Raw genomic sequence first — 20,430 nt, 5'->3', positions numbered from 1 at the left:
TCGCCTGCCCGCTTGGACTGGTATATATTTTTTTCAAATCTTCTAACCCTTTTCTCAGGTCTGACGTGCGATCTCTTAATTGCATCATCCGGAGCCAGAATACAGGGCGTTTACGTTCGAATTTACCGTAACGTACTTTTGCATCGACTGGGTCTGCGGCACCGTTTGTAGACCGCGCTTGGGGGTAAAGCGTGGGATTTGTCCAGTCACAATCAGCACATCGGAGGCTCGATCAATGAAATTTTCTGGCAAACTTGCAGCGCTCGGGCTGCTGCTCCTAAGCAGTTCAGCCTATGCCCAAGATAGCGCAAAAACGCCACCCGACAAGCCGAACATCCTCGTTATCTTTGGCGACGACATCGGCCAGACCAACGTCTCGGCATACACGATGGGCGTTATGGGGTATCGGACCCCTAACATTGATCGCATCGCTCAAGAGGGAGCGATCTTCACTGACTACTACGCAGAACAGAGCTGCACTGCTGGTCGCTCAACTTTCATCACCGGTCAGTCGACGCTGCGCACCGGGCTCTCCAAGGTCGGCCTGCCTGGTGCGCCCATCGGCCTTCAGGCTACCGATGTGACTATCGCCTCGGCACTCAAAAACGTGGGCTACGCTACTGGCCAGTTCGGTAAAAACCACCTGGGCGATCGTGACGAGTTCCTGCCGACCAACCATGGCTTCGATGAGTTCTTTGGTAACCTTTACCACTTGAACGCGGAGGAAGAGCCTGAGGACGGCAATTACCCACAAGACCCGAACTTTCGGAAGCAGTTTGGTCCGCGCGGTGTCATCAAGGCTTCTGCCGACGGCAAGATCGAGGATACGGGGGCACTAAATCGAAAGCGGATGGAGACCATCGACGATGAAACGTCTGCCGCCGCCATTGACTTCATGAAACGACAGAATGATGCGGGCAAACCGTTCTTCACGTGGTTTAACACCACACGCATGCACGCTCGCACGCATGTGCGCGCCGACCACCGCAGTCCGCCGGGCCTGACAAGGCCAACCGAATATGCCGACGGCATGGTCGAACATGATGCGGTGATCGGTGAGGTGCTGAAGTCGCTCGACGATATGGGCTTGGCTGACAATACGATTGTTGTTTACACAACCGACAACGGTCCACATGAGAACACTTGGCCCGATGCGGGCAACTCGCCCTTCCGCAACGAGAAGACCACGAACTGGGAGGGTGCGTTTCGGGTCCCTGCAATGATCCGCTGGCCGGGGCACATCAAACCGGCAACCCAGCTAAATGGCATTGTCTCCGGTCTAGATTGGTTCCCAACCCTGCTCGCGGCCGTCGGCGACACTGATATCAAGGAACAGTTACTGCAAGGAACGGCGATCGACGGCAAGAACTATAAAAACCACCTCGACGGATACAACCAGCTGGACTACCTGACCGGCAAGTCTCCAAACAGCGCACGTCAAGAGTTTTTCTACTTTAACGACGATGGGGATCTCGTCGCGCTCCGCTACGAGAACTGGAAGCTGGTCTTCGAGGAGCAGCGGGCAATCGGCACTATGCAAATCTGGGCAGAGCCTTTCACCAAGCTGCGCGTCCCGAAAATGTTCGACCTGCGAGCCGATCCATACGAGAAAGCCGACATCACATCGAATACCTACTGGGACTGGGTTTTCACGCACGCCTACTTGGTGGTTCCCGCGCAGGCAGCGGCAGGGAAGTTCTTAGCGACCTTCAAAGAGTACCCCCCAGCTCAACGCCCTGCGAGCTTCTCGATCGACCAGATACAAGAGAGCTTGCAAGAGTCACTCAACTCAATGGGCGGTGGGAAGTAGTCACAAACGCCAACGAGCAGCGCCAAACAGAATCGGAGCACCTCACGGGAGGTGCTTCATCAAGTTTCCGTATCAGGGGCAACATGTTTAATGCCAGCGGCATCAACTACGGTATGCTCCGCCAGCTTTGAGAATAGCTGGTTTCTTTTCGCAGAATAGTTGGGTCCATTTTACATGAATTTTGGCTGTTCGATTAAGCATTATCAGCAGAACCGCCGCTGGAGTCGTCACTCTCGAAGTGTCTTTATCAAAAAGCAAAAATGTTGCCTGAAAAACACACTGCATTCGACAACATATTGTTTTTTCACTTCGAAAGTTGACAGGATTAAATCGTTCTACTTAGATTGAGCGAAGCAAGTCTTGGGGGGATCGATCCATGGTTCGCCAGTGGAACGAGTGCGCATGCAAACGAATCTGTTCACCAGGCGCTGGACATCAGGGCGGTTCCCGACATCATAGGGCTGGCTCTTCCAACGGTAACTGGCCAAGCAAACTCAGATGCTGTGCGACTACTAGCGCTTTAGGACAGGTGCCCCCAAGCCGACGTGTCGCGCGCAAATTGCTTCTTCAATCCGTAGCTTCGATCGCGCTTGTGTGTCTGGCCGATTTGAGGGCGTATGCCGATTGCGTGGAAACGACTCCGGGATCCGGAGTGTACAACTGCTCGGGTACGGGGCCTGGTCCCACCTTCACGGGACAATCCGTTACGATCAATGCCGACCCCACCGCGAGTTTTACCAGCGACGTCTCGATCACCGGTCCCGGCACAAGCGTTCTGAACAACCAAGGCACGCTGACCAATGGCCTCGTCGCTACCGACAACGACAGCTTCAGGCTGGATAACCGCGGCCTGATCGACGGGAACATTCTGCTTGGGGGCGTGGGCACCAACGTCATCGTAAATTTCGGTGAAGGCGACGTTCAGAACGGCGTCACGAGCACCGGGACATCTAACGACACGGTGCTCAACAACGGCTTTTTCGCGGGTTCGATCAGTCTGGGGGACGGCAATGACACTTTGGGGTTGATTGCCGGGACTGTCCAGACCACAGTCGACATGGGCGCAGGTGACGATCAGTTCACCTGGCTTGTCGGGAACGTCGCCGCGACTGTCCAGATGGGTAGCGGTGATGATGTCGCCAATTTCGGATTTCTCTCCCAGGCAAACCTTACCGCAGGAAAGATAATCGATGGTGGCCTTGGAAACGACACCCTCAACTGGGAGCGCACGACCAACGACGACGGCTCTCAGGGCGGCGACCATCCGTCAAATCTCGTTAACTGGGAAACGATCAATGTTATCAATCAGTCTCGGCTGGCGTTCATTTATACGACGGGCCTTCTGACGCTGGGCGATTCCGCGACCGGAACCGGTACCATATCAATCGATGCCACCAGCAGAATCGAGGCTGGAAATTCTTTCGGGTATGGCATCGTGCCGTTTGATTCTTCCCAACTAGTGACGGTGAACAATGCCGGGGTCATCGATCTCACCAATGACGTTCCCGGTGCCGGCACATCATTACACGATACCTTCACGATCCACGGCAATTATATCGGCCAAAGCGGAGCGCTATGGCTTCACACATATCTTGATACAGACGGGTCCCCTTCCGATAAGCTTATCATCGACACTGGCCAGGGAAGCGGCGCGACAAACATCTTGGTTACCAACGTCGACGGTCCCGGCGCTCTGACGAACGGCAACGGTATCCTGGTCGTTGATGCAATCAACGGGGGCACCACAACGGCAGGTGCTTTTGCGCTGGGCGGACCAGTGGCCGCCGGTCCGTTTGAATACCTGTTGTTCCGTGGCGGCGCGACCGCTTCAGCCGAAACCGACAGTGACTGGTTCCTGCGGAATACGGTATCACCTCCTCCACCGCCTCCGCCACCGCCTCCACCGCCTCCTCCACCGGGGCCGCCACCGCCGGGGCCACCTCCACCTCCTCCGCCACCTCCACCTCCACCTCCACCTCCACCTCCGCCGCCGCCGGGGCCGACACCTCCACCTCAGCCGCCAATTCCGAACGTTCGTCCGGAGGTCCCAGGACAAGTGATCGCACCGCTGGTGGCCCAGAGAATGGGGCTGATGACGATCGGGACTTTCCACCAGCGGCGTGGCGACCAGTCGCTGCTGATTGGCGACGGTGCGCTGATTTATTCGGCTGCCGAGCCACAGGGTGCCGACGTGCCGGAGGACAGAACCCCGCCGCCAGCCGTCTGGGGCCGTGTATTCGGCGCGCAGAGCGACCTTGGTGCCGACGCAACCCTTAGTGTGGCCGGACTGGAAATAGGACCGGGTTTCGACGGGAACTATTGGGGCCTACAGATCGGCAGTGATCTGGTTGGCATAGAACACGAAAACGGCCACATCGACCGCTTTGGACTGTTCTACACTCACGCCGAAGCATCCGGTGACATCAGCGGCAACGTCTTGGGCCGCATCAACCTTGCTGCCGGCAGCCTTGATCTGAACGAAGACAGCATTGCCGCATACTGGACACGCACGGCACCAAGCGGCTGGTACCTGGATGTCATCGCCAAGTACGGATGGCTCAGCGGCACCAGCCAGTCGAATCGCGGGATCGAATCCGACGTTGACGGAACCAGCTTTGCCGCCTCGGCCGAAACTGGTCTGCCGTTCACCATCGCCAACGGTTGGACCATCGAGCCGCAGGCGCAATTGATCTGGCAGCGCATCGATTTCGATGACACCCACGACCAGTTCTCCGACATCACCCATGATACCTTTGACGCCTTCACGGGACGACTGGGTGCGCGTCTTCAATACACCACCGGTCAGGCCTTGGCTCATGTGGGGCTTAACCTGTGGCATGGGTTCTCGGCCGATCAGACAGTAACTTTCAACACGACGCCGCTGGTGACGCAAACCGAGGGAACCTGGCTCGAAGTCAACGGCGGCGGAGCCTACCAGATCAGCGAGAATGTTGCCGCTTTCGGCGATGTCAGCTACTCGTTCGACATCGATGGTGCGGAGAACAATTCTTTCGGCGGCGAAATCGGCCTTAAGATCACCTGGTAGACGATTGCAATTAGTGACTGGCGCTTGTGCGCCAGTCCAAACCTGAAATTCGAACGGCAAGTTTCACCTCATGAAGCGTCTTACCGCCTATGTCATCGACGGTCACGACTTACGCATTCGTCCAGCACCTGTTGAGCGCGATTGGATGGACAACACCGACCAGCGCTTTGCCTACCGTTGCCTGCCCCTCAATATTGCCAATGCCCACGGGTGGGAAATCCTGTGCACAGTAGCGTTTTCAGCCGTCTGGGACGGCCGTAAAGGCCCGGACTCTATCCGTATCAGGTCAGCATCCGGCACCATCCCGCCCGCCGTCAGCCATTTCGGCGAGGGAATTCTGACATTTCATGTCCCTTGCCTTTTCCGGACGGAGCCGGGATCGGACCTATTTGTGACCGGCCCCATCAATCGGCCCAAAGACGCGATAGCGCCGCTTTCGGGAATTATCGAGACCGACTGGTCACCGTATACGTTCACCATGAACTGGAGATTCACGCGCCCATATCAGAAAGTGTATTTCAACAGAGATGAGCCCTTCTGCCACCTCTTCCCCCTTGCCCGCGGAAACCTCGAAAGCCTCATGCCGGAAATCCGGGGCCTTTCCGAGAATCCGGAGCTCGAAAGAGAGTATAAGTCCTGGATGGAGAGCCGTAACACCTTCAATACGACGCTGGCGGATCCGGCTTCACAGGCCGCGCGCGACAAATGGCAGAAATCCTATTTCCGGGGCGTGGCTCCTTCAGGGGCACCGGGTCCGCGTGACCATCGGAGCCGATTGCGGCTAAAGCCATTTGCAAACGAATGACTGTTCCGCGCTGCGCTCCGGGGTTACAGCATCTTATAGAAGATACTCGTCCGGTCAAACTGAGAACCCGAAAAAGCCGACCGCCTCAAATGCTTGAACGAGTCCTGACGGGTTTAAATACATCAACGTTATTGATGATTTCCGCATACTTAGGGGACGATAGGCGGTCAGTGAAATCGTTCCCCCCTTGCGAGTTGCTCCAGCATGCTCTGCATCCGTTTTGCGCGTGTTTCTGGGCGCTTTGCAGTGTGGAGCCGATAGTAGATCGGATAGAGGTTTTTACGATCGAGAGTCGCAAAAAAGGCTTTCGCCGCCGGGATAGTATCGAGAGCGTCCATAAAGTCCTGCGGGATCGTCATGTCAGAAGACCCTGAATAGGCGTTTTCCCAACGACCGTCACGTTTAGCAGCATCTACATGACGACGGCCGGTCGGTGTCATGCGCCCATCCGCAATCAGACGCTCGGCGTGTTCACGGTTCTTCTTCGACCAGTTCGAGGTCGGACTTCTTGGGGAGAGGCGCTGGAGATAGGACAGGTCATCAAACGGTTTTTTCTGACCGTCGATCCAGCCGACAGCCAGAGCCTCCACAACGCAATCGACCCAAGAGACGGACGGCTTGCCGGACCCCTTCTTAAAAATCTGGACCCAGATTTCGCGCGCATCCTTATGATTCTTGTCCAGCCAGGACGCAAGATCGGCCGAGGTCTCGAACGAGAGGATATTCTCAGGTGTTGGCGGCATATTCAAACCTCGTCCGATTGTGATCGTTGGACCGTTTATTAAGACGGTCACGAAACGCCCTCATAGTCCACCGCTGCCGACAAGCTATGTGGGCTTTGCACCATGGGGCGTCTCTCATTCTCCTTTCAACGGTTGAATTCGCGCCGCAAATGTTGACATTTTACGATGGGGCAACTTGGGAAATGCCGAGTATTTATTTTGGGAAAAGAAATGTCACCGCTAGCCTCGCGCCGAATCCATCCGGTCCATTGTCGGTGCTATCGGCCCAATAGCGCACACCAGCCGAAAGTTGAATCGGCTGTTTGTTGACCTTCACCAGCTTGGATACCACGAAGTTAATTGGGACGGACCAATCTTCTGTCTGCCAATTGTAGGTGCTTTCGGTGTTGAGAGCAAACGTCCAGGCCTTTGGTGTGGTGTAGGAAATGAATGGCTGCAGGAAGGTGGCGTTTATGTCCTCACGATCATCATCACCCGCGAACGACCAGATGTGGTTTGTCAGCGCACCAATGGTCCATGGGCCATCCTGTTTGAGGACAACGGCGGTTGGCCCCGCGCCCCACTTTTCACCGCCAAGCAAATCGTCGGTAGCAGTCGGCAAAAGAAAGACTGGACCAACGCCCCAGATGATGCCGGAAGCGGTTGGCTTCTTCGGCGAGAAGAACAGGCTTTGGGTGATATCCCCCAAACCGAACTGATCGCCAGATGGTCCGGCAATGTCGTCCTGCCAGGCGATCGGCAGAATGGTTCGCGAAATGACGTTCCAGTTCTCGTTCAGCGTGAATGGAATGACAGGCTGAACGTTGACATAGTATTTCTCGCCGTCGTTTGGACCGTAGCCACTGTCGTAGTTGAACTGAAACGGCACACTAATCAGCGACGCGATCGGATTTGACAGTTTCTTGGCAAGGTCTTCGCTTGAGTCCTGTGCCCAAGCGCCACAATTCATCCCCAGCAGCGTGACCGTAGCGACCGGGATGGAAAGCCAGTTCCTGACCATAGCCATCTTTAATTCTCCCAAGGCATTGTAACATCGTGAGTCTGTGCGCGCCATCGCACTCAATGATGATGGTCCAGCTCGCTCAAAGACATTTTTATAATCCTGCAGAAATCGGAACTGGGACCCGACCAACAAAAATAGCGATACAATGAAAAGCACGGCGGCCCCGGTTCACGACTATAACCCCGGAAGGCTACCACAAACCCAAACAGCAAGAGAATTACGAACCCTATCGGGCCCATGACCGCGAGTTGAAGGGACTGAAAAGCCAACCCAGGTTGGCATCCGGCGCTCGTCCCGTTCCCTCAATTCCTTGATTTGCTTGCGAAGGGTCACCTGGACCGCCGACGATACAAATTCGTTCCTCATTCTCCCTTGTTTCAAGCGAGTGGTGGCCGAAGACCCGCGAACGTCAGCGGGCTGGCTTTGCTATGGGAATGGCACATCGAAGACCAGCGCATTCGCGCTCCCCGAACTGGACGAAAAATCGAATTGTGTTATGAGAACACAGAACTTAACGGACTTCGCTTAGATGCATCCCAGATTACTCAAGACATTCCAGGCGGTCGCCCGCAACCGAAACATAACCCATGCTGCGAGAGACATTAACCTTTCCCAATCCGCGGCCAGCGACCAAGTCCAGGCACTTGAAGCCGACTTGGCAGCACAACTGTTCGTCAGGTCCACGAGAGGGCTTGAGCTGACTCCGGCCGGCCACACGCTGCTCGCCTATGCCGATGAGATACTGTCACTTTCAGACGACGCCCGTGCAGCTGTTGCATCAGTCGCCGGCTCGAAACAGGGATCGCTTGCGATTGGCGCGCTTTCAACGATCGTAAGCTCGAAATTTCCCGAATGGCTGATCGATTTCCGAGGGAAATACCCCGAGATCGCAATACGCCTGAAAGTGGCCGGCAGCGGAGATCTCATGCAGCAGCTGGAAACAGGTATGCTCGACGCCGTTTTTTGTTTCGATCGAGGTGATTTCGATCATCGGCTTGCAAACCGGTTGATCGCCACCGAGCCGTTGATCCTCATCACGCCGAGAACTGGCAAGTTTGCATTGAAAAGCGGGACGCTGGCCGAGCTCGCTTCGGCCAGTTTTGTGGCGACGGAAGTCGGATGTGTCTATCGGTCACTGTTCGACAACGCGTTCGCTGATGCCGGGATCATGCAGCCCAAACTCGCAATGGAAGCAGGCAGTATCCAGGCGATAGCCGAATTGGTAAAGAGCGGTGCCGGTATAAGTCTGGTCCCGCAGCTTGCTGTTGCCGATGCGCTTCAGCGTGGCGAGGTCAATGGGATACCATGGCCGGGACCTTTAAAAGCCGTCTCGTTGGTTATGGTCTGGCGGCGACGGCGGGTGCAGCCACCAACGCTCAAGCTTTTGTTGGCAGCTGCAAATGAGGGGCTTAGTCGGGTCTAGATCAGCCTATGTCCCCCTTCGACATGCAAGACCGTTCCAGTCGTGAACGTGTTGCCCATCAGGAATGAAAAGGCGTCTGCGATGTCTTCCGGCTGACCCACTCGCCCCACAGGCAGGCGCTCAGCCATCGCCTGCAGTGTTGCATCTTTGCTATCCCCGGCGACAAACTCCCATATTGCCGTGTCGACCCAACCGGGGGAAACCGCGTTCACACGGATCGGTGCCAGTTCCACTGCGAGTGCGCGGACCAATCCTTCCAAGGCGGCGTTCACGGCAGCCACAACTGATCCACGGGCGGAAGGTCGATAGGCTGCAATTCCTGACGTGTACGTGAGGGATCCTGAAGCGGACAGCACGGGTGCTCCGTATTTCGCCAGCAGCAGCGGTCCGTAGAACTTGCTTGCCACTACCCTTTCCGCCGCCAGTAGATCAAGCGAATGCAAAAGCTGATATGCTCCTTCAATATCGGCGGCGGTACTGACGATATGATCAATGCGATCGACCTTTTGAAAGAGATCGGCCACTTGCCGTTCCTGTGTGATATCGGCGGAAATGATACGCAACGCGGCCGGGTTCCCCAGCTCGTTGCTTGCCGATTTGAGCTTTTCCGCGTTCCGTCCAACAATAATGACTTTCGCACCACCCGCGAGGCAAGACCTCGCCAATGCCAGCCCCATCCCGGACCCTCCGCCGACGATAAGAATATTTTGATCTGAAATGCCCATAGTTCGCAGCTCCTTCCTTCACTGTCCGATGTGGATAACTGACGATTGTCAGATCGGCGGCAGGATGGAAAACGGATAAACGCGATAGTGCTACCGGAGATTCCGATTGCTACATTTGACTGGTCCGCAATCGTCTTCCCACAACGGAGGGCTCTCCACCAAGGGCCGAAAGTGCATGGCTTGCCCGTCTTGCTCAGGGATTGACTGCCACCTGATAGCCGACGCCAACGAGACAGTCGATATAAGGGCAGCCACAATCTCCCGGCTTCTCGCACGAGCGTGATTTGGCGAAAGATGCGGATGAATACATCTTGTCGCGTGCCCGAGCAATTCCGGCCAACGTTCACAACGTAATGTAACGAGGACTTTTACGCGGAGGCACCTGCTATTTCTTGGAAGCCAGACAGGGATCCAGCATGACCTGCTTCGTGCCAACCCGTGAGTAACCGCCTGCAAAGAGTACGACGTCACCCGGCCGCATGCCATTGGTACTGTAGGTCACGCACATTACCCGCACGTCCGGCTCCGCGCATATCACGAGGTAGGCGAGCGCGCCGTCGAACTCGACAGCAGACAGCGCCCCGCGAACCGACAGCGTGATGCGCGCGTCGACCTGCGGCGCGCGCTCCAACCAGCCAGCGATGGTCTTGCAGGTGGCTGGCTTGTCGGCATAGCCCTCACCGGGCCGGAACGGCCCCTCAGGGTCGCAACAATCTTGCCCGGGTGCATGTTCTAAGGTTGCAAACAGCAAGACGACCGTGAACGCAAGCGCACTGGAAAGCCGGCCGGGCGGGATCACGGGAACTCCTTAAAAAATTAGCAACGGACAAAGTATCAGAGAAGGCGACATTTTTTGGACGACGCTGAGCGATCGGCGACCTGTCCGACGGCCACATGAGGGCGATGTCATAGAGGACTGCCGCTCATCGACCTGCGCCTCCAGGATTGCACCTATCGAGCGACGATAGGTGACGTGCACGAGACCGTCAGACAGCTTTTGTGACCAAAAGTCATGGGCCCAGCGTACAGACTGGTTCTCGTCCAGGTGCTCTTTCGAGGGGCGTCAATCACAGTGTGCTTGTTGTAGACGGCTCCAGAGCTTCCGAACTCGATAAACTCATCCGCGAGCAGGCTGGCCACAGTTTTGACAGAACGCCGGACGCTCGAGTCCAAAAGCTGCTCCTCAAGCGCCCGAAATTTCGAAATGTCCCACTCCTGATTGTCACTCATCAACCGTTTATCCCCTGTTTCCACCATCAGTCGGGTAAGCATGGCGATTTCGACTACGGAAAAAGTCGAATCAGAATAGTATATCAGCAGTTCTTGGGAATTGATTCGAGACGAAACCGCCAAGGAGGAGTGAATGGCAAAGCTTAGGGAAGAGATGCGCGATGAAGTTGACTGCTCAGCATGCCGTAAAGTTTACATTTCCTGAAGAATACACGAGCCACGAAACGCATCGCAAGGCACCTTATCACCTGGTTGAAGATTTCAAGGCTCACGTCAAAGAGACCAATACGCCAGAAACGTTTCCTGGATTGTTTTGGGGCAGACTGATCATTAACGAACCTTTCGAAATACTGCACCAGTTTGCGGTGGACCGGAAGAAGCGGCCAGCGGGAGACTACATCCCCTGCCCCATGTGCAAACACAAAGAGAAATTCCTCGAAGGAATGCTCGTTTTCGTTTTTGCGCGACAGTGCATTGCGATCATCGGGCACGACTGTGCTTCTGCTGAAACCAGGCATGTGGCGCTGTCCAAGAAGAAGGCATATGACGCGCGACGACATCAGGAAGACTTCCTGTTGTCCAAACTCCATCTCGTTCCGGCCACGTTGCGGATATTGGGAGACCTGAAGCCGATCGCGACGGAGCTTGACGGCATTTACAACGCATTCAAGCGCGGCGCACCGCGTAAAGCGGGAGGCGGCCTCTCCCTGGCTGAACTCATCAGTAATCCGGCTGCCAAGTATGACGAAACAGCTTTGAAAACGGTTGCCCGAGAACACTTTTTCGGCAAATTGCGCGGCGAAGCGCTCGTCCGGGCAAACGTGAGATTTCTGACAGATCTGAATATCGTCGAGCAGCTGCTCCTGCCTTTTGCAGATTGTGAGATCGAAGAACACGCGCTTGAGAAGACGGTTTATATCATGGAGCGCAGCGAGGGCCTGAAGGCGGTTGAATGCATCGGTTCGGCTGGGAAGAGGCTGACCAAGCTGCGCTGGGAAATGGCACGTTTCTGTTCCTTCTTTGCCGACGATAACATCGAAAGTATCCGGGAATGGGCGCGACACGGCCTCCAGCCGTTTCCCTTCGACGTCAATCGGCAAAGCAGGGGGGATGGTATCGCCGTTATCTTCTCCCGCTCATCCGGCAACGATGAGGAGTGGGAGTACGTGCGGCTGTTGCTGCCCAACAAAATTGCGGAATGGGCTGAAAAGAATGAGGACCTGCCTGACCAATGCTGGTTGCGGCAGAGAGACCGCTAAAGCACGTATGATAGCAACGCAAACTAATTTGGTAGCCTCCCATCGCCAGGCACCTTATGAAAACCGATTTTTCGAACATCGAAACCACTTGTCGCTCTGCTCATCCGAGCTCAGCATTATAGAAGATCAAGTGATCGCTTGGTCGGGTCAAATAATGATCGGCGTTGTCAAGAAGTTCTTGACATAAAGGGAGGTCACAACGATATTGGGCCTAACAACACCTCCCACGCCTCTTAACAATGCGCACCAGGGAGGTTTTCAATTGCCCAGAATTCGGTTCAATAAGCCAGCACTTCCAATCGATCAGCTGATCCAGCTTCTTCGTGAGCGAGGGTTGATGATCGCTGACGAAGCGTTGGCTAGAGAATATCTGCGCTACGTAGGATATTACAGACTTTCAGGTTACATGCTGCCGTTTCAGACAGGTGGAAAAGGCCAAGACAGGCACCTGTTTGTTGGCACTCCGAGCTTCGATGACATCGTCGACCTGTACACCTTTGATCGAAAGCTTCGGTTATTGCTCTTGGATGCGATCGAGCGCATCGAAATCGCATTGCGGGCGGCGCTTTCGACCGTTCTGGCTGTGAATCATGGGCCTCATTGGTATCTGAACCTCGTGCATTTCGATCCACGGTACGACCATGGTGATTTCCTCGATCGGGCAAAGAAAGACATAGGGCATGACGAACCAAAACGGCGCGATCTCTTTGTGGCTCACTACTACGAACATTATTCGAGCCCTCCGACGCCGCCAAGCTGGATGCTGTTCGAAGCCCTTTCTTTCGGCACTGTTTCTATGGTGATCAAGGGTCTGGAAATGAGTAAACGGAAGAAAATTGCCGGAGCATTCGGTATTCCGGAACCCGCGATGAAATCGTGGCCGCACTGCCTGTCTTACGCGCGAAACCTCTGCGCCCATCATTCCAGGCTCTGGAATAGAACCTTTACGATTAAACCGTTTGCACCGCGTGAGTTTGCGGATGACTTCGCTGATCAGGGACGCCTATATGCGCAATTGGCGGTCGCACAGATTTTTATGAAGAAGATATCACCAATGTCTCAATGGTCGGACCGACTGCAAACCTTGCTCGGTGAGTACCCAGCGATTACTCCTGCCCGTCTTCACTTTCCAAACCAATGGCACCAAAGACCGATATGGCGGTGAAACCCATCAGGACGTCACCAGATGCATCCTGCCGCGCCTTCTGCGGATCCGCTTACATACCCAGACAAGACCTCTACAATGAATTGGCACTTGAACTAGCCCGCGGGTTCAACGCCTCTACTAGACTATGACTGCCGTACTGAATGCGTAGATGACACTTTGATCATCGGCAATTCCATCGGCACGAAATCCAGAGGTCGTACGGCGCTTGGTATCTCGTCAACCATGGGCTCTCTGGACTCGGGGCGCTGCGTTGGGTCAGCAATCGGAACAGTAGACAGAAGCTTGCGTGTATAGGGATGTTGCGGATTATTGAAAACCGAGCGGCGATCGCCGATCTCAACGATTTCGCCGAGATACATAACCGCAACCCTGTGCGCGATGCGTTCCACGACGGCCATGTCGTGGCTGATGAATAGAAGCGTCAGATGAAACTCCCTTTGCAGGTCCATGAGCAGATTGATGACCTGCGCTTGAATTGTAACGTCGAGAGACGCTACAGCCTCGTCTGCAATAATCAGTTTCGGATCAAGAGCGAGAGCGCGCGCAATGCAAATCCTTTGGCGTTGCCCTCCCGAGAAAGCGTGAGGGTAGCGATCAAGATATTCCGGGGATAGCTCAACCTTCGCCAACAATTCTGCCGCGCGAGCAAGCAACTGTTTTGACGACCCCATCCGATGCACCTTCATAGGATCCATCAGTGCTTGAGCAATCGTCATGCGGGGATTGAGCGATGAAAAAGGATCCTGAAAGATCATCTGTGCTTGGCGCCTGAAAAGCGCCATCGTCTTCCTCGAGGCACCGATCATTTCGCTACCATCGAACCGGACCGAACCGGACACAGCCCGGTCCAATTGCATGATGCTGCGTGCCACCGTCGACTTGCCGCAACCGGACTCTCCCACCAAGGCCAGCGTCTCGCCCGGAAGTATATCCAGCGAAACATTTTCTACCGCATGCACACGTCCTGAAGGACGGCCTAAAACGCCTGCCTTCAGATCGAACCTCGTCACGAGATTCCGCACCTCAACCAAGGGCTTGCTTTGTGCATCAGTGCCAATGCCGCTCATCGGATCTCGTCCAACAATTTTTGCGCAGGCTCGAAGATCACCAGCGGGAACTTCTCCGGAGCATCTGTCTCTGCCATGCTTCCCAGACGCGGTACTGCGGAAATCAGGGCTTGCGTATACGGGTGTTTTGGCGACTCAAAAATTTCGTAAACAGAGCCGGTCTCGACAATTTTTCCTTTGAGCATGACACAAATGCGATCGGCCACTTCTGCAACCACGCCCATGTCGTGCGTTATGAACAAAACAGACATGCCAATTTCTTTTTGCAATGCGCGGACAAGATCGAGAATTTGCGCTTGAATCGTTACATCAAGCGCTGTCGTTGGTTCGTCCAAAATCATCAAGGATGGTCTACACGCCAAAGCGATAGCTATCATCACCCGCTGCCTCATACCGCCGGAAAGCTGGTGTGGATACTGGTCCAAACGCTTGGCGGCATCAGGGACGCGGACTAGCTTCAGAACTCCAAGAGCAATCTCGCGTGCTTGCCGTGCAGACTTCTTCTGGTGCCGAATGACTGCTTCAGCGATCTGATCGCCTACTGTGAAAACAGGATTTAAGCTCGACATTGGATCCTGAAATACGATTGATATTTCAAACCCGCGCAAATCTTCTATTCGCCGGCTATTGAGCTTTGCCAGATCGGTAACTTGACCGTCTTTGAGCCGCATAAGCACCCGCCCGCCCGTAATTTTAGCCCCTTCATGCTCAGTCAACCGCATGACTGTCATTGCTGTCACAGACTTGCCGGAACCCGACTCTCCCACCAGCGCCAAGGTTTCGCCTCGTGAAATTGCAAACGAAACCCCGCTTACGACGGGTATGGGTTTTGGAAGTTTTGAGGCAAAGCAGACTTCAAGATTTTCGACGGCCAGAATGACATCGTGATGAAGGATCGGGGATGCAGCGTTCACCATGGGTAGTAGCGATACTCTCGTGGAAAGGAACAAATTGCGAATGCTATCGAACCTAACAAGCGGTCATCTTGTCAATAGTGGTAAATTGAAATGCGGGTTAAGAGACTTACGTTGTACTAGGATTATGCTGTCAGAAAACACGTTCGGGCATCAGCTCGAAGTCCCCCCGCCCACTAACCCTGCGTTCTTAGAACATTATGCGATTTTCACATGGCGATATCGGATTTTGCATGGCCGCCGGATTTGCAGCTATCGCGTGATTGTTGCATCCCGTGCAAAGCGTTTTTCAACATTCTGGGCGATCAGTTTCCATAACGCCTCATTCTCACGATGCATGGCACCGGCCCGCCGGAAGATTCGCACTTCCATTTCGAGCGTCATTTGCTGCCCGCCGATTTGCACGAGTTCTCCTTGCATGATGGATTTACGAACGGAACTTTGAGGCAACCATGCAACCCCTCGGCCTGCAACCGCCATATGCTTGAGGCTTTCGGCAAGCGACGACTGATAGACTGTGGTGAGGTTCAATGGACGACGCCAACGGGCTCTTATCAGTGAGATGAGTTTCCCCAGATAACCATCGCTCCAAGAGTAAGCAAGATAGGGAATTTCGGTGTCGCTGGTTCCGTCAACATCGAATATGGGTTTGCCGGTATCGTCAGAGCCCGAGACCAAAATGAGCCTGTCGGTACCAACCTGCAACGACTCAAATGGCCCGGTTTTCAGAACCGGTGGACCATCCGGGTGATCATATGTAATCGTGAAGTCACACCGGCTAGACGATAGATTCTCAATGCATTCCAGAAAATCCGCCGCATCCATGCTGCTCCGAAGCGGAAGCTTGGGCACTGGGAACGAACTGATCCAAGTCGGGAAAAAGTAGATGGCAAGCGTATGCAGGGCGGAAAAAGTGATCAGCTGAGAACTCGCACCCGCGACATTACGGCAATCAGTACGCAACCTATAGGTATCGCGAATAAGCTCTTGGCATCTCGGCAAAAACATATTACCCGCGTCAGTCAGATGGACGGGATAGGTGCTCCGATCTACAAGGTCCGTGCCAACCCAGTTCTCCAGCGACTTTATCCGGCGACTAAACGCCGGTTGGGAGATGTTGCGAGCAGTCGCTGCTGTCGAAAAATTTCGCGTTGCAACAATTTCAAGGAAATCTTCGAGCCACTCCAATTCCACTACACAGCCTCATGCGTTTTTTGCATGACCTATCCTATCTGCACATTGGACAGCTATGCAAGGGTACCTTTAGCCTCAACCAAAAACAAAAGAACACGTGCCTCCAGCTGAAAGGGAACTATCGATGAAACGAACACTCGCCGTAGCCATAAGCATTGCTCTAGGTTTTGCCGTGGCTCCCGCAACCGCACAGACGAAGAACCCCGGAACTTTCGTGTTCCTCTGGCCCGATGATATTCAATCATTCGATCCAGCCTATATTGCCAACACGCCAAGCTCTTATGGCGTGTTGAACGTTTATAGTCGGCTATTGAATTATAAAGGCTCCGAAATTTCGGAGTTTGTTCCAGCCATATCTACCGAAGTGCCCAGCCTTGAAAACGGCCTTATCAAGCAAGCTGAAGACGGCTCTGTCAGTTATACATTTCCCATCCGCAAAGACATTCATACGCATAAGGTTGGGATAAAAGGATCTGACGGCAAGATAAGCTGGGAGTACTTTGACGACCTGACAGCAGAGCAAAAATCAGCAATTGAGCCCGGTTATGGTGAGATTACGCCTGATGACGTGCGGTATTCTTTTCTGCGCGCTATTCTGATGGGGCAGTCCTGGATGTCCAACGCCATCACGGAGGTGGTGACCGCCGGTAAGTATACTGACATTACCAAATGGGTGGAAACAGAAGGCAAGATCGCCGAGATTGGTGATGCGACCCCCGAACTCCTACGTAAAGTCTATGATCAGCTGGCATCGCAGATCACGGTGGAAGGAGACAAGGTAGTCTTCAAGCTGCCAAAGGCTTTCCCCGCAACACTGGGAGTAATGGCTCTACCGTTCGGCACATCCATTGTTGACAAGGAGTGGGTCGCTTCCGTTGGTGGCTGGGATGGTTCCGGCGATACATGGATGAAATATTACCGGCCCGAACTTGGCGATGATCCGCTGTTTGACGTCGAAAACGGCACTGGACCCTTTATGTTGGAGGAGTGGAATCGCGCGGATCGACGCATCACGCTCAAGCGGTTCGAAAACTATTTCATGGGACCTGCGTCGCTTGAGCGGGTTGTCATGCGCACGGTCCCAGAGTGGACAACTCGTCGGCTCCAATTGCTTTCAGGCGATGCAGACTATGTGACCGCGCCAATCGAATTTCTTGATGAACTTGCGAAGACTGACGGCGTGAAAGTTGTCGACGGTCTTCCAAAGGTATTTGGGCGAGGCATCTTCTTCGGCTGGCCGGTGGATGAAACAGATAATCCTGCAATCGGAAGCGGCAAACTTGACGGCAAAGGCATTCCACCAGACTTCTTTGCTGATATTGATGTCCGCAAAGGTTTCAACTATGCCCAGAATTATGACGCGTTGTTGAAACAGGTTCTGCTGGGAAAAACTGTGCAGTCGAGAGGCCCCACGGTTCGTGGCATCATGGGATATCGCCCGGATTCGCCCGTTTATAGTTATGATCCCAAGAAGGCAGCGGAGCATTTCAAGAAAGCTTTCGACGGCAAGCTATGGGAAACTGGTTTCACCATGACTGCCTACGTGCAGGAAGGCACACCGCAAGGGACAGCCGCCCTTTCGGCCCTGCAGCAAGGCCTCCAGCGCATTAATCCAAAGTTCCGCCTGCAAATTCAGTCACTGCCTTGGGCATCGATCTCCGACAAACTGAACAACCGTGCAAAGCCTGCATCAGCCCTGACCTATATGGGCTGGGGACCGGACTATTCCGATCCGGGTGGGCCTTTGGGTGCAGCCTCATACTATCTGTCGCCTACAGGACTTGTAGGAGGGATGGTGGGCCAAGGCTATCGCGATCTGATGACGGAGAAATTCAAGCCATTGCTTGATGAAGCATGGGCTTCCAGTGATCCCGCAGTCCGCGAACCCATCTACGCAAAGCTGCAGAAAATGTCTTACGACTATGCGACCACACAGTTTCTGTGGGAAGACTTTGGCTACATCGTCACCCGCAGCAACGTCGAAGGCTATGTCAACAATATGATCCTCTACGGAGCATGGGACTTTTACCCGATCAAGAAGAACGCTGAGTAACAGGTTCTGCAGGCCGGAAAGTCGAACTTTCCGGCTTGCTCGTTCATCCCAACGGGAGAATTCAATGTGCTGAACTATGCCTTTCGACGCCTTCTGATGCTGCCTGTCGTCATGTTTGCATTGTCTCTGATGATTTTCGGACTGCAAATGTCTCTGACACCAACACAGCGCCTGGCAGCATATGCGCCGTCGCCTGACTTTCTGAAGGGCGGACAAGACAGTATTCGCCGCCTCATCGAGCAATATGGGCTCAACGATCCTTTTTACCTGCAGTATGGACGTTGGATAGGCAACATTCTGACCGGCAATCTGGGATGGTCGGAAACTGCGCGGCAACCTGTCGGGACAGCACTGACGTCACTACTTCCTGCAACGCTGGAGCTTGTATTTATCGCGTTTGTTCCGGGTCTGCTTTTGGCGATTTATCTCGGATCACGCGCTGGCATCTATCTCAATCGCTGGCAAGATCACCTGATCCGGTTCTTCACGATTTTCGGCTGGTCGTTCCCCGTTTACGTGTTCGGGCTGCTGATGCTTCTGATCTTTTATTCGGTACTGGATTGGTTTCCACCAGGACGCTTGAGCCAGTGGGCGCAGGCCGTTGTTACTTCGCGGGATTTTGTACGGTACACCGGTGCCAATACGATCGACTCATTGTTGAACGGGAACTTGCCGGTATTCTTCGATTCGTTGCGCCATCTTGCAGCTCCGGTCATTACGCTCATCTATGTAAACCTTGCGAACATGACGCGCGTGATGCGTACTTCAATGCTCGAGACACTGCGTCAGGACTATGTGCGAACTGCGCGCGCCAAGGGCCTGCGCCGAAGAGTTGTCGAGCTTAAACACGCCCGGCGTAACGCACTCCTGCCAGTGGTCACAATTGCAGGCATGGAACTTGCCTACATGATGGGCGGGGTCGTTATCACTGAGACCATTTTCGATTATTCGGGCCTTGGCCAGTTTGCCGCCAAGTCGGCTGCCAATCTCGATTTCCCGGCAATTCTTGGATTCGGGTTGTACTTCGCGGTGGTGCTCGTCGTTCTCAACCTGGTTGTCGATCTGATCTATCCTCTCCTCGATCCAAGGGTGAAGACGCGATGAAAGCACTTCGTTACCTTGCACGAAATCCGATCTCGCTGATCGGTGTTTTGCTACTGATCGCCTTCGCACTCATCGCCATTTTTGCCCCTGTCATTGCTCCCACGCAGGAGTTTCAGATGACGCCCTATGACACGCCGCGCGCAGGCTTTCTGGCTACGCCTCAACCACCTTCACCTGAGGCAATATTCGGCACGACAGAGGGTCAGTACGACATTTACTACGCTGTTGTCTGGGGAACCCGAACAGCATTTAAGATCGGACTCGGGGTTGTCTCGATCTCTGTTCTCATCGGCGCAACGGTAGGTGCCATCGCTGCTTATTACGGCGGTGTGCTTGATGAAATTCTGATGCGTATTGTCGATGTGTTTATGGCAGTGCCATTTCTGATCGCTGCTATGGTTTTGACCGCGCTACTGGGCAAAGGCATTATCCCCGTCACAATTGCGCTCACGACATTCGGCTGGATGGGCTATGCGCGGATTATCCGAAGCGAAATCCTTCGGATACGCGAAATGGACTATATTCATGCCGCTCGCAGCTACGGTGCGAGCGACCTGCGACTAATCCTGTTGCACATACTCCCCAACGCATTCTTTCCGGTTATGGTTCTCGCCACGATGGCAACTGGCTCCATGGTGTTGTCAGCTTCAGCGCTCAGCTTTCTTGGTGTCGGCACGGAAGAAGGTTACGCCGATTGGGGACAGTTTATTTCCTATTCGCGCAATTGGATCATCGGTCAGCCCGGCAATCCCTTCCAGTACTGGTACACGCTGGCGTTTCCGGGCGCTGCAATTTTCCTGTTCGTTCTGTCGTGGAATTTAGTAGGTGACGCCCTGCGAGACATTCTCGACCCGCGTCACTCCCATTGATCACAAGGAGGCAATCA

At 54.3% G+C, this 20,430-nt stretch carries 17 protein-coding genes; 9 read left to right on the top strand and 8 right to left on the bottom strand.

From position 1 onward, the window contains the following. Positions 1-235 precede the first annotated feature (235 nt). The 3 genes from PHA01_RS25995 (at position 236) to PHA01_RS25985 (ending at position 5,661) form a co-directional block, all read left to right on the top strand. Positions 236-1,810: an arylsulfatase gene (locus tag PHA01_RS25995; RefSeq protein WP_271899180.1), complete on the top strand. Its 1,575-nt coding sequence runs from the start codon at positions 236-238 to the stop codon at positions 1,808-1,810. Between the two features lie 652 nt (positions 1,811-2,462). Next, complete coding sequence (locus PHA01_RS25990; protein WP_271899179.1) at positions 2,463-4,856, top strand: autotransporter family protein; 2,394 nt, start codon at positions 2,463-2,465, stop codon at positions 4,854-4,856. Positions 4,857-4,926: 70 nt separating this feature from the next. Next, positions 4,927-5,661 carry a DUF6065 family protein gene (locus tag PHA01_RS25985; RefSeq protein WP_271899178.1) on the top strand — a complete coding sequence of 245 codons (735 nt, stop codon included), beginning with the start codon at positions 4,927-4,929 and terminating at the stop codon, positions 5,659-5,661. Positions 5,662-5,828: 167 nt separating this feature from the next. Here PHA01_RS25985 and PHA01_RS25980 read toward each other — a convergent pair whose 3' ends face one another. Together PHA01_RS25980 and PHA01_RS25975 are read right to left on the bottom strand one after the other, a co-directional pair. Next, positions 5,829-6,404 (bottom strand): YdeI/OmpD-associated family protein, encoded by a 576-nt coding sequence (locus PHA01_RS25980; protein WP_271899177.1) that lies wholly within the window; start codon positions 6,402-6,404, stop codon positions 5,829-5,831. Positions 6,405-6,597: 193 nt separating this feature from the next. After that, positions 6,598-7,353, bottom strand: coding sequence for a transporter (locus PHA01_RS25975; protein ID WP_271899210.1), 756 nt, complete (start codon positions 7,351-7,353; stop codon positions 6,598-6,600). Between the two features lie 583 nt (positions 7,354-7,936). Here PHA01_RS25975 and PHA01_RS25970 point away from each other — a divergent pair. Then, the gene (locus PHA01_RS25970; protein ID WP_271899176.1) at positions 7,937-8,830 is read left to right on the top strand and encodes a LysR family transcriptional regulator; all 894 of its coding nucleotides are present in this window, start codon (positions 7,937-7,939) and stop codon (positions 8,828-8,830) included. Here the strand turns inward: PHA01_RS25970 and PHA01_RS25965 are convergent. From PHA01_RS25965 to PHA01_RS29520, 3 genes are all read right to left on the bottom strand, one after another. Further along, positions 8,827-9,555 carry an SDR family oxidoreductase gene (locus PHA01_RS25965; RefSeq protein ID WP_271899175.1) on the bottom strand — a complete coding sequence of 243 codons (729 nt, stop codon included), beginning with the start codon at positions 9,553-9,555 and terminating at the stop codon, positions 8,827-8,829. The two genes, PHA01_RS25970 and PHA01_RS25965, sit on opposite strands and share 4 nt — an antisense overlap. 385 nt (positions 9,556-9,940) lie before the next feature. Next, entirely contained in the window at positions 9,941-10,354 is a 414-nt protein-coding gene (locus tag PHA01_RS25960) for a hypothetical protein (RefSeq protein WP_271899174.1), read from the bottom strand. 152 nt (positions 10,355-10,506) lie between these two features. After that, complete coding sequence (locus PHA01_RS29520; protein WP_417021040.1) at positions 10,507-10,785, bottom strand: DUF4440 domain-containing protein; 279 nt, start codon at positions 10,783-10,785, stop codon at positions 10,507-10,509. 161 nt (positions 10,786-10,946) lie between these two features. On the opposite strand from PHA01_RS29520, the gene PHA01_RS25955 reads away from it, so the two are divergent. Both PHA01_RS25955 and PHA01_RS25950 read left to right on the top strand, forming a co-directional pair. After that, positions 10,947-12,044, top strand: a complete 1,098-nt coding sequence (locus PHA01_RS25955) for a hypothetical protein (protein WP_271899173.1) — start codon at positions 10,947-10,949, stop codon at positions 12,042-12,044. Positions 12,045-12,381: 337 nt separating this feature from the next. Continuing rightward, positions 12,382-13,209 carry an Abi family protein gene (locus PHA01_RS25950; protein WP_271899172.1) on the top strand — a complete coding sequence of 276 codons (828 nt, stop codon included), beginning with the start codon at positions 12,382-12,384 and terminating at the stop codon, positions 13,207-13,209. Between the two features lie 125 nt (positions 13,210-13,334). Here PHA01_RS25950 and PHA01_RS29620 read toward each other — a convergent pair whose 3' ends face one another. The 3 genes from PHA01_RS29620 to PHA01_RS25935 form a co-directional block, all read right to left on the bottom strand. Further along, on the bottom strand, positions 13,335-14,279 hold the full coding sequence (locus tag PHA01_RS29620) for an ABC transporter ATP-binding protein (protein WP_271899171.1): 945 nt from the start codon (positions 14,277-14,279) through the stop codon (positions 13,335-13,337). Further along, positions 14,276-15,196, bottom strand: coding sequence for an ABC transporter ATP-binding protein (locus PHA01_RS29615; RefSeq protein ID WP_271899170.1), 921 nt, complete (start codon positions 15,194-15,196; stop codon positions 14,276-14,278). Before PHA01_RS29615 ends, PHA01_RS29620 begins: the two co-directional genes overlap by 4 nt. Positions 15,197-15,445: 249 nt before the next feature. Next, complete coding sequence (locus PHA01_RS25935) at positions 15,446-16,387, bottom strand: LysR family transcriptional regulator (RefSeq protein WP_271899169.1); 942 nt, start codon at positions 16,385-16,387, stop codon at positions 15,446-15,448. A 124-nt stretch (positions 16,388-16,511) separates the two neighbouring features. Between PHA01_RS25935 and PHA01_RS25930 the strand changes: the two genes are divergently transcribed. The 3 genes from PHA01_RS25930 (at position 16,512) to PHA01_RS25920 (ending at position 20,413) form a co-directional block, all read left to right on the top strand. After that, entirely contained in the window at positions 16,512-18,440 is a 1,929-nt protein-coding gene (locus PHA01_RS25930; protein WP_271899168.1) for an ABC transporter substrate-binding protein, read from the top strand. Between the two features lie 66 nt (positions 18,441-18,506). Next, a complete protein-coding gene (locus tag PHA01_RS25925) occupies positions 18,507-19,544 on the top strand; it encodes an ABC transporter permease (protein WP_271899167.1) in 1,038 nt (345 codons plus the stop codon). Next, positions 19,541-20,413 carry an ABC transporter permease gene (locus PHA01_RS25920; protein ID WP_271899166.1) on the top strand — a complete coding sequence of 291 codons (873 nt, stop codon included), beginning with the start codon at positions 19,541-19,543 and terminating at the stop codon, positions 20,411-20,413. Before PHA01_RS25925 ends, PHA01_RS25920 begins: the two co-directional genes overlap by 4 nt. The last annotated feature ends 17 nt before the right edge of the window (positions 20,414-20,430 follow it).

It is taken from the genome of Candidatus Phyllobacterium onerii (assembly GCF_028331445.1).
Lineage (GTDB): Bacteria > Pseudomonadota > Alphaproteobacteria > Rhizobiales > Rhizobiaceae > Phyllobacterium > Phyllobacterium onerii.
This window is presented reverse-complemented; position numbering and strand designations above follow the sequence as displayed.

Coding starts and splice junctions, on each gene's coding strand:
- PHA01_RS25920 (WP_271899166.1), top strand. CDS start 19,541: ATGAAAGCACTTCGTTACCTTGCACGAAATCCGATCTCGCTGATCGGT.
- PHA01_RS25965 (WP_271899175.1), bottom strand. CDS start 9,555: ATGGGCATTTCAGATCAAAATATTCTTATCGTCGGCGGAGGGTCCGGG.
- PHA01_RS29615 (WP_271899170.1), bottom strand. CDS start 15,196: ATGGTGAACGCTGCATCCCCGATCCTTCATCACGATGTCATTCTGGCC.
- PHA01_RS25930 (WP_271899168.1), top strand. CDS start 16,512: ATGAAACGAACACTCGCCGTAGCCATAAGCATTGCTCTAGGTTTTGCC.
- PHA01_RS25980 (WP_271899177.1), bottom strand. CDS start 6,404: ATGCCGCCAACACCTGAGAATATCCTCTCGTTCGAGACCTCGGCCGAT.
- PHA01_RS29620 (WP_271899171.1), bottom strand. CDS start 14,279: ATGAGCGGCATTGGCACTGATGCACAAAGCAAGCCCTTGGTTGAGGTG.
- PHA01_RS25975 (WP_271899210.1), bottom strand. CDS start 7,353: ATGAATTGTGGCGCTTGGGCACAGGACTCAAGCGAAGACCTTGCCAAG.
- PHA01_RS25995 (WP_271899180.1), top strand. CDS start 236: ATGAAATTTTCTGGCAAACTTGCAGCGCTCGGGCTGCTGCTCCTAAGC.
- PHA01_RS29520 (WP_417021040.1), bottom strand. CDS start 10,785: ATGAGTGACAATCAGGAGTGGGACATTTCGAAATTTCGGGCGCTTGAG.
- PHA01_RS25950 (WP_271899172.1), top strand. CDS start 12,382: ATGATCGCTGACGAAGCGTTGGCTAGAGAATATCTGCGCTACGTAGGA.
- PHA01_RS25955 (WP_271899173.1), top strand. CDS start 10,947: ATGAAGTTGACTGCTCAGCATGCCGTAAAGTTTACATTTCCTGAAGAA.
- PHA01_RS25970 (WP_271899176.1), top strand. CDS start 7,937: ATGCATCCCAGATTACTCAAGACATTCCAGGCGGTCGCCCGCAACCGA.
- PHA01_RS25985 (WP_271899178.1), top strand. CDS start 4,927: ATGAAGCGTCTTACCGCCTATGTCATCGACGGTCACGACTTACGCATT.